The organism is Roseococcus sp. GW821-FHT12F05 (assembly GCF_058806835.1).
In genome coordinates this window covers 77,002-91,585 of record NZ_JBXAQB010000019.1, presented here as the reverse complement: position 1 = coordinate 91,585, position 14,584 = coordinate 77,002, and the positions used below count along the sequence as shown (strand labels likewise).

13 protein-coding genes are annotated in these 14,584 nt (G+C 71.3%); 11 read left to right on the top strand and 2 right to left on the bottom strand.

The window, feature by feature from the left end; genetic code table 11:
- Window positions 1-17 precede the first annotated feature (17 nt).
- The 8 genes from AC1ROY_RS30450 (at window position 18) to AC1ROY_RS30415 (ending at window position 6,031) form a co-directional block, all read left to right on the top strand.
- Entirely contained in the window at window positions 18-575 is a 558-nt protein-coding gene (locus AC1ROY_RS30450; RefSeq protein WP_493152702.1) for a 5-formyltetrahydrofolate cyclo-ligase, read from the top strand.
- Window positions 572-1,381, top strand: a complete 810-nt coding sequence (locus AC1ROY_RS30445; RefSeq protein ID WP_493152701.1) for a TIGR00282 family metallophosphoesterase — start codon at window positions 572-574, stop codon at window positions 1,379-1,381. Before AC1ROY_RS30450 ends, AC1ROY_RS30445 begins: the two co-directional genes overlap by 4 nt.
- A 137-nt stretch (window positions 1,382-1,518) precedes the next feature.
- Window positions 1,519-2,040, top strand: coding sequence for a hypothetical protein (locus AC1ROY_RS30440; protein WP_493152700.1), 522 nt, complete (start codon window positions 1,519-1,521; stop codon window positions 2,038-2,040).
- A 131-nt stretch (window positions 2,041-2,171) separates the two neighbouring features.
- Window positions 2,172-2,693 carry a hypothetical protein gene (locus AC1ROY_RS30435; protein ID WP_493152699.1) on the top strand — a complete coding sequence of 174 codons (522 nt, stop codon included), beginning with the start codon at window positions 2,172-2,174 and terminating at the stop codon, window positions 2,691-2,693.
- Window positions 2,694-2,878: 185 nt separating this feature from the next.
- A complete protein-coding gene (locus tag AC1ROY_RS30430; RefSeq protein WP_493152698.1) occupies window positions 2,879-3,535 on the top strand; it encodes a hypothetical protein in 657 nt (218 codons plus the stop codon).
- 46 nt (window positions 3,536-3,581) lie between these two features.
- Entirely contained in the window at window positions 3,582-4,397 is an 816-nt protein-coding gene (locus AC1ROY_RS30425) for an AraC family transcriptional regulator (protein WP_493152697.1), read from the top strand.
- 156 nt (window positions 4,398-4,553) lie between these two features.
- Window positions 4,554-5,246, top strand: coding sequence for an O-methyltransferase (locus AC1ROY_RS30420; RefSeq protein ID WP_493152696.1), 693 nt, complete (start codon window positions 4,554-4,556; stop codon window positions 5,244-5,246).
- Between the two features lie 41 nt (window positions 5,247-5,287).
- The gene (locus tag AC1ROY_RS30415; protein WP_493152695.1) at window positions 5,288-6,031 is read left to right on the top strand and encodes a siderophore-interacting protein; all 744 of its coding nucleotides are present in this window, start codon (window positions 5,288-5,290) and stop codon (window positions 6,029-6,031) included.
- Here the strand turns inward: AC1ROY_RS30415 and AC1ROY_RS30410 are convergent.
- Window positions 6,028-6,816, bottom strand: coding sequence for a 2-keto-4-pentenoate hydratase (locus AC1ROY_RS30410; protein WP_493152694.1), 789 nt, complete (start codon window positions 6,814-6,816; stop codon window positions 6,028-6,030). The two genes, AC1ROY_RS30415 and AC1ROY_RS30410, sit on opposite strands and share 4 nt — an antisense overlap.
- A gap of 189 nt (window positions 6,817-7,005) precedes the next feature.
- Here AC1ROY_RS30410 and AC1ROY_RS30405 point away from each other — a divergent pair, with 189 nt between their 5' ends.
- Window positions 7,006-11,043, top strand: coding sequence for a PAS domain S-box protein (locus AC1ROY_RS30405; protein WP_493152693.1), 4,038 nt, complete (start codon window positions 7,006-7,008; stop codon window positions 11,041-11,043).
- A 100-nt stretch (window positions 11,044-11,143) separates the two neighbouring features.
- Here the strand turns inward: AC1ROY_RS30405 and AC1ROY_RS30400 are convergent, their stop codons facing one another.
- Window positions 11,144-12,277, bottom strand: coding sequence for a family 8 glycosyl hydrolase (locus AC1ROY_RS30400; RefSeq protein ID WP_493152692.1), 1,134 nt, complete (start codon window positions 12,275-12,277; stop codon window positions 11,144-11,146).
- A 340-nt stretch (window positions 12,278-12,617) separates the two neighbouring features.
- Between AC1ROY_RS30400 and AC1ROY_RS30395 the strand changes: the two genes are divergently transcribed.
- Window positions 12,618-13,631: an ATP-binding protein gene (locus AC1ROY_RS30395; protein WP_493152691.1), complete on the top strand. Its 1,014-nt coding sequence runs from the start codon at window positions 12,618-12,620 to the stop codon at window positions 13,629-13,631.
- 151 nt (window positions 13,632-13,782) lie between these two features.
- Window positions 13,783-14,580, top strand: a complete 798-nt coding sequence (locus AC1ROY_RS30390) for an HD-GYP domain-containing protein (protein ID WP_493152690.1) — start codon at window positions 13,783-13,785, stop codon at window positions 14,578-14,580.
- The last annotated feature ends 4 nt before the right edge of the window (window positions 14,581-14,584 follow it).

Here is a 14,584-nt window from a genome sequence, read left to right as displayed (position 1 = left end):
GCGTATCACCGCGCCCCATGCCGACGCCCCTTCCTCTCCTGGCCCGCAAGGCGGATGCGCGCGCCACGGCGCTGGCGGCCCGCGAGGCCGTGCCCGGCGCCGGCGAGGCGCTGCGCGACGTGATCCTGCGCGAGGCCCCGCCGCCGCCCGCTGCGCTGATCGGTGGCTTCTGGCCCATGGGCGAGGAGATCGACACGCGCCCGCTGCTGGAGGCGCTCCACGCACGCGGCCACCGCATCGCGCTGCCCGTCACCACGCCGCGCGGCCAGCCGCTCGTTTTTCGTTCCTGGGCACCGGGGACGGACATGGCGCGTGGCGTGTTCGGGACACAGCATCCGGCGGAGGGCGAGGCCGTGGCGCCCGACTGGCTCATCGTGCCGCTGCTCGCCTTCGACCGGCGCGGCGCCCGGCTCGGCTATGGCGGCGGCTATTACGACCGCACGCTGGCGCTGCTGCCCGGTGCCGTCGCGATCGGCGTCGCCTATGCCGCACAGGAGGTTCCGGAAGTGCCCATCGGCCCGCATGACGTGCTGCTCCACGCTGTCGCCACCGAGCGGGGGCTGATCCGCCCGTGAGGATTCTCTTTCTCGGCGACATCGTGGGACGCTCGGGCCGCGACGCCTTCGTGGAGCGCGTGCCCGGCCTGCGCGCGCAGCTGGCGCTCGACCTCGTGGTGGTGAACGGCGAGAACGCCAGCCACGGCTTCGGCCTCTCGCCCGACATGGCGCGCGCCTTCCTGGCCGCGGGCGCCGACGTCATCACGCTGGGCAACCATGCCTGGGACCGGCGCGAGATCATCCCCTACCTGGAGGAGGAGCGGCGCGTCATCCGGCCGATCAACTTCCCGCCGGGCACGCCGGGCCATGGCGCCGTCGTGGTGGAGGTGCCTGGCAACCGCCGCGCGCTGGTGGTGAACGCCATGGGCCGGCTCTTCATGGATCCGCTGGACGATCCCTTCCGCGCCATCCAGGCGGAGCTCGCGAAGCACCCGCTCGGCCGCAGCGTGCAGGCCACGATCCTCGACGTGCATTGCGAGGCGACCAGCGAGAAGCAGGCCTTCGGCCATTCCTTCGACGGCATGGCGAGCCTCGTCGTCGGCACGCACACCCATGTGCCGACGGCCGATCACCAGATCCTCCCAGGCGGCACCGCCTACCAGACCGATGCGGGCATGTGCGGCGATTTCGACAGCGTGATCGGCATGCAGAAGGGCGGTGCCGCGCTGCGCTTCTGGAGGAAAATGCCGGGCGAGCGGCTGGCGCCGGCGGAGGGCGAGGCGACGCTCTGCGGCCTCTTCGTGGAGACCGACGATGCGACCGGGCTGGCCACCCGCGTGGCGCCGCTCCGCCAGGGCGGACGCCTCAGCCAGGTCATGCCCTGACCCACGGTTGGAAGGTCGCGACAGACGCGACGGTCCCGCAACGAACACGACCCTTCTCCGTTTGAACCGCCCGCTTCTTCGATGGCATCTGCGCATCCACCGGGATGGGCCGGGACATTCCCGGAAAGGGCATCATCATGGCGGACTACACGACCACGCCGAGCATCGGTCAGCTGCACGAGAATTCCTGCTGGGCGGCCAGCCTGGCCTGGTTCCTCAAGCAGGACACCGGCGGGCGTCCGTCCTGGTCGCAGCAGGACATCATCCGCGAATTCCGGAACAACGTGGACACCAACGGCGCGCTGTTCGGCGACTATCTCGCCAATCTCTGGTCGCAGGACCAGCGGCTGAAGATGAGCACGCGGGTGCATCCGACCCCGGATCCGGAGCTGACGAGCCTGCCGCTCGGCAGCAAGCCGGTCTGCATCGCCTTCAAGCACATCACGGGCTTCGCGCACATGAACGTGATCTGGGGCCTCGGCGGCGACGACGTCATGTGCATGGAGCCCTACTGGCCCCATCCCGGCGCGAACGGGAAGCGGACCGGGCGCTTCGTGCAGCGCAAGCTCGAGCACTTCAACTACGGTGACAACATCGTGATGGCCTGGGCGAACCCGCCCAACACCTCCACCACGGCGACGCCGAAGGACGCGGGCTGAGGGCTCCGCCGTCGCGCGACACATGCGACAGATCTACAACGGATGCGACGCGTCGTGGTTTGAGCGCGTCGCCTCCAGGATGTGATGCTTCGTATGCCGGAATGAGCCGGGGCATCCCACAGGAGAGCGTCATGGCGGACTACACGACCACACCGAGCATCGGCCAGCTGCACGAGAATTCCTGCTGGGCCGCGTGCCTGGCCTGGTTCCTCAAGCAGGACACCGGCGGCCGACCCTCCTGGACTCAGCAGGAGATCATCAAGATCTACTGGCGCAGTGTGGACGCCAATGGCGCGCTGATCGGCGACTATCTCGCCAATCTCTGGTCGCAGGACCAGCGGCTGAAGATGAGCACGAAGGTCCATGCGACCCCGGATCCGGAGCTGACGAGCCTGCCGCTCGGCAGCAAGCCCGTCTGCATCGCCTTCAAGCACGTCACGGGCTTCGCGCACATGAACGTGATCTGGAGTCTCGGCGGCGACGACGTCATGTGCATGGAGCCCTACTGGCCTTTCCCTGGCGCGAACGGGAAGCGGACCGGGCGCTTCGTGCAGCGCAAGCTCGAGCACTTCAACTACGGCGACAACATCGTGATGGCCTGGGCGAACCCGCCCAACACCTCCACCACGGCAACGCCGAAGGACGCCGGCTGAGGCGTGATCGGCGCGGGACGGGTACCACGCGCATCGCCAGCGTCTTCTCGTCGCCCGCCGCACGGAAGTGAGGCGCCGCGGCCCTGCGCGAAATCCCGCGGCAGGAGCTGAACACACCCATTCTACCGCATGGACGATGCGGACGGGATGCGCCACGATGCCGAGCCTCCCCGGATGAACGCCTCATGCGCCTCGCTGCCGTGCTCCTTGCCCTTGTCGCAGCGCCCGCCTTCGCACAGGGGGATGCCACCGCCAGGGTCCGGCGCGAGGCGGAGAACCATCTGCGTCCCTGCGTGGCCACGGAGACGGAGGCGCGGCGCTGGTGCGAGCTGAACCGCCAGGAGTTCGTGCGCGACTATCTGCGCGCCCGCGCCGGCGAGCTGCAGGGCCAGCGGAACGTCGCCTACCAGCTGGCCGGCCCGGCGGGCGAGGCCGCGATCCGGGGACACCAGGAGGGCATCGTCGCGGACCCCATGCAGGCCTGCGCCTGGAGGATCGTGGTCGTGTCCACGGGCCATGCCGAGGCGAATCAGACCGACGAGGCGAAGGAGCGCCGGGACTGCGGCAGGCTGTCGGAAGCCCAGCGGGCCGCCGCCCGCATCAGGGCCTCGGAGCTGCACGTGCAGATCGCGACGGATCCCGTGCGCAACCCACCTGGCCGGGGCAGGTCCAACGGTCTCGGCGGGCCTGAGAGCGAGGTCGGCGTGCCGCAGGCGGAAGCGCCAGGCACCCGTCACGCCTTCGGCATCCCGGCGCGCGATCGCTGGCGCCCCGCTGCCACGGCGCTGACGCCGGCCGGCCGGAACGGGTCTTCCGTGTTGGAAGTCGCAATCGCGGACTGATATCCTTCGATCCAGCCCATCGCATCCGGATCGATCGTCACCCGCCATGCCCTTCTACCGGCTCAACGAAGACGATCTTCGCCCCGACGATGATTTCGATCCCGAGGACGTGCCCCGCGCCATCGCCGCCGTCGGGTTCGACATGTTCACCAAGGGCGTGGAGATGCCCGTTCACGAGCATCGGAAGGCCCAGCTGATCCTGACCCTGCGTGGCGTCGTCAGGTGCGAGGCCGGCAGCAGCGTCTGGATCGTGCCGCCGCGCTGCGCCGTGTGGATTCCCGGCGGCCTTCCCCACAGCGTGACCGCCGCCGGAGACGTCGAGGTCTATCTCCTGTTCGTCGAGCCGGACGCAGCGCCGGCGCTGCCCGGGCAATGCTGCACGCTGTCGGTCTCGCCATTGCTGGAGCGTCTGCTGCTGCACGTCACCCGGATGCCGGTCCTGTACGATGTCGACGGCGCCGACGGCCGGCTCGCCACGGTGCTGCTCGACCAGCTGTCGCAGGCGCCCGTCGAGAGGCTGAACTTCCCGATGCCGGTCGACGCCAGGCTGCGCAGGATCGCCGCCGCCCTGATGGCCGATCCCTCCGACCGCGCGACGATCGACGGGTGGGGCCGGCGCATGGCCGTCGCCCCGCGAACCCTGACGCGCGCCCTGAAGCGCGAGACCGGCATGAGCTTCGGCCGCTGGCGCCAGCAGCTCCACATCCTCGTTGCGCTGCAGCGCCTCGACCAGGGGGCGTCGGTCCAGGCCGTGGCGCTCGATCTCGGCTACGAGGGCGCGAGCGCCTTCGTCACGATGTTCCGCAAGGCCCTAGGCAAGCCGCCCGCCCGGTATCTGGCGGAACGCCGCATCGCCGCCTGATCGCCGTCCAGCGGTCGGGCCGGGGGCAGGACCCCTCGCGGCGCTGACCGGAAATCGCAATATTTTGTCTCGTTTGCCGAATGCGGTCAGGTAGGCGCTTCCGTATCCTGGCTCCGACGCCGACATCCGGCGCGCGCATCCCAAGGAGCCCGAAACATGGATTCACTCAGCAGCGGCCGGGTCGCGGAGGTTCTCGAGCGCCTTCATCGGGAAGCGGAAGCGGCCGATGCGCCGCTGATGCAGGCCTATGCGAACGAGATGACCAGTGTCGAACAGGCGATGGCCCAGGTTGTCGAGGCTGAGAACAGGGATCTGACGGGGCTGTATCGGGGTTACGCCGCCCATTTCCTGAGCGTCTCGCCGGAGTTCGGGCGCTTTCTCTACATGTGCGCGCGGAGCTGCAAGGCCAGGCGCATCGTCGAGTTCGGCTCATCGATGGGGATTTCCGCCATCTACATGGCGGCGGCGCTGCGCGACATGGGCGGCGGCGTCCTGATCGGCACCGAGCTGGAACCCGGCAAGGCCGGGCGGGCGCAGGCGAATCTCGCGGCCGCCGGGCTCGCCGACCTCGTCGAGCTCCGGGTCGGCGACGCGCGGGAAACCCTCCGGCCCGGCGTCGGCGGCGATATCGACATGGCGATGCTCGATGGCGCCTTCACGCTCTATCTGCCCGTCCTGAAGCTGCTGGAGCCTCACCTGAAGCCCGGCGCGATCGTCATCGGCGAGAATGCGTTCGCCGGGACGGGCGGCTATATCGACCACGTCCGCGATCCTCGGAACGGCTATCTCTCGCTACCGCTGTCGTTCGATCCCGGGCGCGGCAACGAGCTCACCGTCAGGACGGCGTGATCCGCATGGGCCCCGATGCCGAGAGCTCCGGGAGCGGATCCTTGACCCACCCCGCCGACGGGCCGCGGCCGCCCGCCCCGCCGGGTCCCGTCACGCGGACATTGCTGCGGTGGCTGATGCGGCCTGCGCGCGTTGCCGCAGTCGAGGCGCTATCGCCGCGCTTTCGGCTGGCCGAGCTGGAAGGCGAAGCGCTCAGGAACATCGCCTGGGCGGCGGGCCAGAAGCTCCAGGTCTCGATGGGTTCGGGCCTGAGCGCGCGGACCTACACGCCGATGTCGTGGGACGCCGGGAGCGGCAGGACGCGCCTGCTCGCCTTCGCGCATGGCGATGGCCCCGGCAGCCGATGGGCCAGCGGCCTGCGCGAAGGCGACACCTGCCGGTTCTTCGGTCCGCGCCGCTCGCTCGATCTGTCCGGCCTGGAGGCGCCGGTGGTCCTGTTCGGCGACGAGACCTCGTTCGGCCTGGCGGCGGCGCTGCTCGACAGCCCGCAGGGGGCCGGCGCCATCCCTGTGTTCGAGGTGTCGGATGTCGCGGAGTCGCGGCCGGTGCTGGAGGCGATCGGCCTCGGCCAGGCGAGGCTGATCGAGCGCCTCGCCGACGACGCCCATCTCGCGGCGGCCGAAGCCGAGGTGTCGCGCCTGGCCGCCAGCGGCGCGCATGTCGTTCTCACGGGCAAGGCCTCGTCGATCCAGCGCGTGAGCCGGGCCCTGAAAGCCGCCGGCGTCGCATCGTCGCGGGTGAAGGCCAAGGCCTATTGGGCGCAGGGCAAGATCGGGCTCGATTAGGTCAGGAACCGCACGCGCACCTCGCCGAAGGGGCCGTAATCGGCCACGTGCTCCTCGCCTGCGCGGGCCTTCAGCATGCCGGTGCAGGTGCCCGTGCTCACCACCTCGCCGGCGCGCAGCCCGATGCCGGTGCGCGAGAGCTCGTTCGCGAGCCAGGTCAGCGGCTCCAGCGGATGGCCGAGCGCCTCGCGCGCCGTGCCGCGCCGGCGCTCCACGCCGTCCACCCGCAGCACGATCGCCTGCCCGGGGATGTCGCGCGCCGCCCAGTCCTCGATCGGCGCGCCGAGGACGAGCGTGCCGGATCCGGCGCCGTCCGCCAGGATCGCTTCCAGCGGCGGGAAGGTGGCATCCGGCACGAAGCGGCATTCGGCGACCTCGATGCCGGGCGAGACGGAGGCGACCGCCTCGCGCAGCTCGTCCTGCGCGTAGGGGCGGGCGCGCGGCGGCAGGTCGTGCGCGAGGCGGACCATGTACTCGCATTCCGGCAGCGGATGCAGCAGCGGCGCGAAGTCCATGGCAGCGGGCGAGGGGAGCAGGAAGGGCTCGTAGACCCGGCCGTAGATCGGCGAGGTCGCGCGCAGCGCCCGCTGCATCTCCGGCCGCGTGGCCGCGATCTTCCAGCCGAGCCGCCGCCAGCCGAGCTCCGCCTCCACGCGCGCGGCGATGCGGTAGGCCGCGTCGGCATCCGGCGGCACGAGCGCGGCGTCGAGCCCGCTCCGCTGCCGCCGCTCCCGCCGCAGCCCCGTCAGCAGGGCGACCAGCGCCCGCACGGAATCCCGGTCCAATCCTGGCACCCTCCTTCGTTCGCGGCGCAGCGAAGGGCGGCCGGCCCGCCTTCCGGACGCATCTCCCGAGGGGGATTTGCCTGGACACCGCAAGGTCAGGGTATAGCCTGTCGTTCCAGGGAAAAACGACGCGGCGGAGGGTGCCATGAAGGGACGGCCCCGGGACCAGGAGAGCGCGGGAGCCATCGCTTGAGGACGGAAGCCGACGCCCCATCCCAGGAGGCCGCCCGGATCGAGGCCCTGCATCGCTACGCCGTGCTCGATACCCTGCCGGAAGCCGCCTATGACCGGGTCGCGCGGCTCGCGGCCCAGTTCTTCCGCGTGCCCATGGCGCTCATCTCCTTCGTCGACGCCGAGCGGCAATGGTTCAAGGCACGGATCGGCGTCGACCTCGCCGAGACGCCGCGCGCCGCCGCCTTCTGCAACATCACGGTAGAGGGGCGGGAGCCCTGCCTCGTGCGCGACGCGGCCCTCGATCCGCGCTTTGCGGACAATCCCTTCGTGCTCGGTCCGCCCCATATCCGCTTCTACGCCGGCGTGCCGCTCCTGACGCCGGACGGCCATGCGCTCGGCTCGCTCTGCGTGCTGGACCGGGAGCCGCGCGCGGACTTCACCCCGGCGGAGCGCGACGCCCTCGCCGACCTTGCGGCCATCGTCATCGACGAGCTGGAGCTACGGCGCGAACTCGCGGCCCGGCGGCGCGAGGGCCGGCATTCCGAGCTGCGCGAGCGTCTGCTCGAGGCGACGGCCGGCGCCGGCGGCTTCAAGGCGGCGATCGACGGCGCCATGTCGGCCGTCCGCGAATCGGCCGGCGCGCTGGTATGCCTGCTCTATCGCTTGGCGCCCGACGGGCGGCGGCTGCAGGTCGTGGGAGGGCAGGGCCGCGGCGGGATCGTGGACGAACGCTATCTCGCGCGCCTGCGGGACATCGGCATGACGCTCGAGAGGTCCGCGAGCGGCCGGGCGATCCGCACCGAGGCGCAGCTCGTCTTCGAGCGCTTCGATTCCGCCCTGCTGGACCGCTATCCGGGGATGCGGCTGAACGCCGAGCACGGCGCCGTCTCGCAGATCATCACGCCGATCCTCGCCGGCGACGAGAAATACGCGATGGCGGTCGGCTTCGGCGAGGAGATGGGCGACGTGCCGGCCATGCGGGACCTGCTGGCCGAGGCCGCCAGCACGATGCGCCCGCTGCTGCGCCGCCTGCGCGACCTGGAGGAGACGGAGCTGTTCCGGCGCGCGGCGGAGGTGACGGACGACGCCGTCCTCATCGGCGGCACGGACCATGTGGAGGGCCAGGGCCCGACCATCCGCTACGTGAACGAGGCCTTCCTGCGCATGACCGGCTACACGCGCGAGGAGATTATCGGCCAGCGCACCTCCATCCTCGCACCGCCCGACCCTCAGCCGGATTTCGACGACCGCATCCACGAGGAGCTGCTGGAGGGCCGCATCGTCCACCGCGAGGCGAGGAACCGCCGCCGCGACGGCAGCGTCTTCTGGGCCGAGATCAGCATTGCCCCGCTGTTCGATCAGGCGGGCTGGTTTTCCCATTGGGTCGCGATCCGCCGCGACGTCACCGCGCGCAAGGCCGAGGCTATGGCGCTGGCGGAGAGCGAGGCTTCCTTCCGCCACTTCTTCGAGCGGCATCCGACGCCCATGTGGGTCTACGACAAGGAGACGCTGCAATTCCTGGAGGTGAACCAGACGGCGATCCTGGAATACGGCTGGTCGCGCGAGGAGTTTCTCCGCATGACCTCGCTCGACATCCGGCCCGGGGAGGACCGCGAAGCGGCACTCCTGGACATGGTCACCACGCGCGAGGGCTTCTCGAAGAGCGGACCCTGGCGCCACCGCACGAAGTCCGGCGAGATCCGCCTCGTGCAGATCCGCTCCCAGGTCATCGAGTATCATGGGCGCCGGGCCGGGATGGTCGCTGCCTGGGACCTGACGGAGCGCATCGAGGCGGAGAACGCCGCGCGCGAGCTGGCGGCCGACCTCCGCGCCACCTTCGAGAGCATCGCCGACGGCTTCTACACGCTGGACCGGGACTGGCGCTTCGCCTACGCGAATGCCACCGCCGAGAAGCTGATGCGGCCGGAAGGCAGCGAACTGGTCGGCCAGCGGGTGTGGGACCTCTGGCCCGACCTCGTCGACAGCGAGATCGGCGAGCGCTTCCGCCGCGTCGCGCAGACGCGCGAGACGGAGCGCTTCGACTTCCGCTACGCGCCCTACGACGCCTGGTTCACCGTCGCCGTCTACCCCTCGCGCGGGGGCATCACCGTCTGGTTCCGCGACGTGAGCGAGGGGCACCGCCGCGAGGAGCGGCTGCGCCTGCTGGAGACGGCGGTCGCCAACCTCAACGACATCATCATGATCACCGAGGCCGAGCCGATCCGCGAGCCGGGCCCGCGCATCGTCTTCGTGAACCCGGCCTTCGAGCGCATGACCGGCTACAGGCCGGAGGAGGTCATCGGCCGGACGCCGCGGATCCTGCAGGGCCCCGGCACCTCGCGGCGGGAGCTCGACCGCATCGTGGCCGCGCTGGAGCAGTGGAAGCCCGTCCGCACGGAGCTGCTGAACTACAAGAAGGGCGGCGAGGAGTTCTGGCTCGACATGGACATCACCCCGGTCGCCGACGCGACGGGGTGGTTCACCCATTGGGTCGCCGTCGAGCGCGACGTGACCGAGCGCCGGCTCGCGCAGACGCAGCTCGAGCAGCAGGCACAGATGCTGGCCCAGGCGCGCGACGCCATCATCGTCCGTGGCCTCGACCAGCGCATCCTCTACTGGAACCGCAGCGCCGAGCGCATCTACGGCTGGACGCGCGAGGAGGTCCTCGGCCGCATCGTCACGGAGATGCTCTATGTCGAGACGGGTGGGTACAGGGCCGCGACGGCGCTGCTGCTGGAGGACGGCTTCTGGGAGGGCCGGCTCGAGCAGCGCCGCAAGGACGGCATCCGCCTCGTCATCGATGCCAACTGGACCCTGCTGCGCCACGAGGACGGCACGCCGCGGGCGGTGCTCGCCGTCAACGCCGACATCACCGAGCGCGTGGCGCTGGAGGGCAAGCTGCGCCAGGCGCAGCGCATGGAGGCGGTGGGCCAGCTCACCGGCGGCGTCGCGCACGACTTCAACAACCTGCTGACGGTCATCCTCGGCAATGCCGAGATGCTGGTGGACAGCCTCGGCCCCGGACCAAATGGCGACGAGGCGCTCCGGGGCATGGCCTCGGTCGTGGTCGCGGCGGCCGAGCGAGGGGCGGCGCTGACGAGCCGCCTCCTCGCCTTCTCGCGGCGCCAGGCGCTCGACCCCAAGACGGTGGACGTGAACCAGCTGCTGGCCTCGCTGGTGCAGATGCTGCGCCGGACGCTGGGCGGCGAGGTCGAACTGGTGATCATGGCGGCGCCCGGACTGTGGAACGCGCTGATCGACCCGCCGCAGCTGGAGAACGCGGTGCTCAACCTCTGCCTCAACGCGCGGGACGCGATGCCATCAGGCGGCCGGGTGGTGATCGAGACGGAGAACGTGACCTTCGACGGCGCCTACGCCATGACCGAGGAGGTGGCGCCGGGCGAGTATGTCATGGTGGCGGTGACGGACACGGGCACCGGCATGACGCCCGAGGTCGTGGCCCAGGCCTTCGAGCCCTTCTTCACCACCAAGGAGGTGGGCGCGGGGAGCGGCCTCGGCCTCTCCATGGTCTACGGCTTCGTGAAGCAGTCGAACGGCCATGTGAAGATCTATTCGGAGCCGGGCCACGGCACCTCGGTGAAGATGTACATCCCGCGCGCCGAGGCGCCCGGCGCGCGGACCGCCCCGCAGCCGGAGGCCGAGCACCTGCCGGGCGGGGAGGAACACATCCTGCTCGCCGAGGACGACCCGCTGGTCCGGGCCCATGCCGTGCGCCAGCTCCGGGAGCTCGGCTACCGCGTCACCGTGGCGGCCAACGGCGAGGAGGCGCTGGCGGCGCTGCACGCGGCGGGCGGGGCGGACCTGCTCTTCACCGACGTGGTGATGCCCGGCGGCATGAACGGCCAGGAGCTGGCGCGGGAGGCCGTTCGGGCTCATCCCGGCCTGCCGGTGCTGTTCACCTCCGGCTATACCGAGAACGCCATCATGCAGCAGGGCCGGCTGGAGCCGGGCGTGATGCTCCTGCAGAAGCCGTACCGGCGGCGGGAGCTGGCGGAGAAGATCCGGCTCGCCCTCGACGGCCGGCCGGGCTGAGAGGCGGCCCGATTGTCGACCTGTCGAGCGCCTGTCGACTTCGCCCGGTTTTGCGGCGAGGGCGATCCGCCGTCCCCGCGCCTCGCCTGACGGATCGCGCTCAGCGCGCGGCGATGACCATGTCGCCCTGGGTGTCGGCCGTGGCCAACCGGACCAGGAGGCGCAGCACGCTCGCATAATAGGCGTCGGGGCGGATGGCGGCGTCCTGGGCGCGGGAGGAGCGGCGCTGCCCGCCGCTGCTTTCGGCGGCGAGGCGGGCGATGGCGGCGATGCCGGGATCGGCGGCGTAGGGGGAGGTCACGCCCGTGCGCAGGTCGGTCCAGGCCGGCATCTGCCGCAGGGAAGGATCGTGCCAGAAGCGGGAAGCGGCCTCGACCATCGGCTCGGCGCCGAAGCCGCCCCAGACCATGTAGAGCGGCACGCGGCAGGCGTCGTAGGAGAAGCGCGCCGGCTGGCTGGGTGCGATGCCCGGCTGGCCGGAGCCGTTGCGGGCGACGGCGACCCAGTCGGCGACCAGGCCGAAGCGGCCGAAGCGGGCGGTGCGGGCGAGGCGCAGGCCGGTCGCCTCGAGCTGCGCCCAGAGCGGCGAGGGCGCGACCGCGCGCAGCGCCTGGAACGCCGGGTAGATGTAGTAGCTCGGATTGGTGGTCAGCGTGGTGTGGTCGAGGAAGCCCTGGCAGCCCGGCAGCAGGTAGGTCCGCTCGCCGACCTGCACGGTCATGCGGGCGAGGATGTCGCGGGCGGTGGCGGCGGCCTGGGCGCGGAGCGCCGGCTGGCCCCATCTGTCGGAGGCCTCGGTCAGCGCCCAGGCGATCATGAGGTCGCCATCGGTGGCGTTGTTGCGGTCGCCGGGCCGGCCGCCGGGCTCGCCGGGGCGGAAGCACCAGGCATGGAGGCTGTCCATGGGGCGGGAGAGGTTGCCGCGCGTCCAGTCGAGCAGGCGGCGGAAGGTGTCGGGATCGTCGAAGCGGACCGCGAGGAGCATGGCGAAGCCCTGTCCCTCGGAGTGCGAGACGTTGCCGTTCATGTTGTCGATGACGCGACCCTCGCGGCTCATGAAGCGGGCCTTGAAGTGGTCCCACTCGATCCGGGCGGCGTTGCCGCCGGCGGGGGCGGCGGCCCGGGCGGCGCCGGGGGCGATGGCGGGGAGGATCGCGGCGGCCGCTGCGGCGGCCAGGACCGAGCGGCGGGAGGCGGCGGCAAGAATTTCTTGCTTGTTGACTTGCGCGTCCATGGTTGAATTCCTCGCCTTGCTGACACGCAAAAGTTACTGGGCGAGATAAAGTCAATCCATGTAAGAAGAATGGTGAAGTGTCGGGCTTTTCAGGGTTTTATTACTATTTGTAGACTGATTGTGTTGGTAGTGGAGAGAGGTGTGGCTATTGAATACGGAAGGGTCGTAACGGCGTCTGAAGCTCTACATTGTGGACATTTGATCTACGTTTCCCTACAATTGAGGACATGATCGGACCCTGTTCGGGCCTGCGCGCGACGAGAATGGGGCCCGTGCGCCGGTGGGCGCGGCCGGGCAGCCTCGACGGACGGGCGGCCGGGCGAAAACGCCAAGGTGGCCCATGCGCAGCACGACCCCTCCCGAACCGAAGGCCCCGGCCTATCGGGCTTTTCCCCTGGCACGCGGCGCCGGAGCCGAGGCCATGGCCATGCTGGCGGCGCCCGACCTCGCGGCGGAGCCCGCGGCGCTGCGGGACTGGTTCGCCGGCCTGCTGGAGGCCCGGGGGGCGCATCGCCGCATCCTGCCGGGCGCCGACGGCTGGTCCCGCCACGTCACCGCCCTGGTGCTCGGCGACGGCGACGCGCGGCGCTACCTGCTGCTCACCCTGCGCGACCCACGGGATCCCGCGCTGCCGGACTTCTGCGTGGAGGCGGAGCGCCTCGATGCCGCGGCCCGGACCGGGGGCGCGCTCAGCCACTCGATCAACAACTCGCTGACCGCGATCCTGGGCAATGCCGACTACCTCGCGGAGCTGGCGGGCCTGCCGGAGGCCGTGCAGGAGGCCGCCTCGCTCGTCCTGACGGCCTCCGAGCGGCTGGAGGGGCTGATGCGCCGCATCGCCCGGCTCAGCCGGGCGGTACGCCCGCCCGAAGGCGTCGGCGAGCCGGGTACAATCCTGCGCGGGCTGGTGGAACGCCGCCGCGCGGGGCTGCCCCGCGGCATCCGGATCGACCTGGCGCAGGGGCCGGAGCTCGGCACGCTCCTGGTCGATCCGCTGTTCCTGGAGGCCGTGCTGGGGGAGGCCATCACCAACTCCGCCGCCTCGCTCGGCGAGACCGGCCGGATTCGCCTCACGGCGACGCTCGCCCCCGGCGAGGCCTGGCCAGGCTTCCGCTGGCTGGCCATCGCGGTGCGGGACGACGGGCCGGGCTTTCCGGAGGTCTGGCTGCCGGCGCCGGGCCGGGATCTGTTCCCCCGCGCGATTCCCGGCGGCGGGGAGGGCGGCCATCCGCTTGGCCTGGCCATCCTGCGCGGTTTCGCGGACGCGATGGGCGGCACCCTCGCCATCGGCAACCCGCCCGAGGGCGGCAGCCGGCTCGTCCTTCAGCTGCCGGTCCTCGCCGCCGCGCCCTGACGGCTCCCCGGCGCCAGGCGAAGGCTTCCGGAGGTTTTCCTACAAAGCGATGCGGGCGCACGACACTAATGCACGTCTCACCGCAACACTCCGCGGGCTCCGCCACCTAGGTTCCCGCCCAGCGATCACCGCGCCGAGGACGAGACCCGCGATGTCACCCAGCCTGCCAGGGAATGCCGCCCAAGCCTCTGCGGGTCAGGAGCTGGCCGGGCCATCCGCCCGCCCCGTCATCCCTGGCTTCGGCAGCTTCGGCGCGATCCTGGTGGACGGCTTCGGCGAGCGGGTGGGATTGGCTCTGGAGCTCCGCGCGCGGAGCCTGATCGACCGGCTGCACCGCCACCACCCCGACAGCGCCGCCCACTCCATCCGCGTGGCGGAGATCACCATGGGCATGTGGCGCGCCGCCTCCGACCAGCCGGGGCCTGATCTTCCGGGGGCCGGCCTCCTGGGTGATGCCGAGACGGCGCTGCTCGGCAGCCTGCTGCACGACGTCGGCAAGCTCTTCGTGCCCCGCGCGGTCCTGGCCTCGGCGCAGCCCCTGACCGAGGCGGAGCAGGCGGCGATGCATTCCCATTCCGGCCGCGGGGCCGCGCTGCTCCGCGCCATGGGCTTTCCGGAATCCATCGCCGCCGTCGCGCGCGGCCATCACGAGCGCTGGTCGGGCGGCGGCTATCCGTCGGGCCTGCCGGCCGGCAGCCACCCCCCGATCGTGCGGGCCGTCGCCGTCGCCGATGCCTTCGACGCCATGACCGACGCGCGCCGGGCCTATCGTGTCCCGCTCAGCCGGGCAGAGGCGCTGCGGGAGGTGGCGGCCTGCGCCGGCACGCATTTCGAGCCCGCCGCCGCGGCGCTCCTGGCCGAGAGCCTGGCCGGGTCCCGTCGCGATCCCGCCCTGCCGGCCTTCCGGACGGCGCCGGCTGCCCATCCGGATATCGCCGCCGTTCACTGAGGCC

Bases quoted from the DNA above. Each gene is read 5' to 3' on its own strand.
- AC1ROY_RS30450 (WP_493152702.1), top strand. From the start codon at position 18: ATGCCGACGCCCCTTCCTCTCCTGGCCCGCAAGGCGGATGCGCGCGCC.
- AC1ROY_RS30440 (WP_493152700.1), top strand. From the start codon at position 1,519: ATGGCGGACTACACGACCACGCCGAGCATCGGTCAGCTGCACGAGAAT.
- AC1ROY_RS30435 (WP_493152699.1), top strand. From the start codon at position 2,172: ATGGCGGACTACACGACCACACCGAGCATCGGCCAGCTGCACGAGAAT.
- AC1ROY_RS30430 (WP_493152698.1), top strand. From the start codon at position 2,879: ATGCGCCTCGCTGCCGTGCTCCTTGCCCTTGTCGCAGCGCCCGCCTTC.
- AC1ROY_RS30425 (WP_493152697.1), top strand. From the start codon at position 3,582: ATGCCCTTCTACCGGCTCAACGAAGACGATCTTCGCCCCGACGATGAT.
- AC1ROY_RS30420 (WP_493152696.1), top strand. From the start codon at position 4,554: ATGGATTCACTCAGCAGCGGCCGGGTCGCGGAGGTTCTCGAGCGCCTT.
- AC1ROY_RS30400 (WP_493152692.1), bottom strand. From the start codon at position 12,277: ATGGACGCGCAAGTCAACAAGCAAGAAATTCTTGCCGCCGCCTCCCGC.
- AC1ROY_RS30395 (WP_493152691.1), top strand. From the start codon at position 12,618: ATGCGCAGCACGACCCCTCCCGAACCGAAGGCCCCGGCCTATCGGGCT.
- AC1ROY_RS30390 (WP_493152690.1), top strand. From the start codon at position 13,783: ATGTCACCCAGCCTGCCAGGGAATGCCGCCCAAGCCTCTGCGGGTCAG.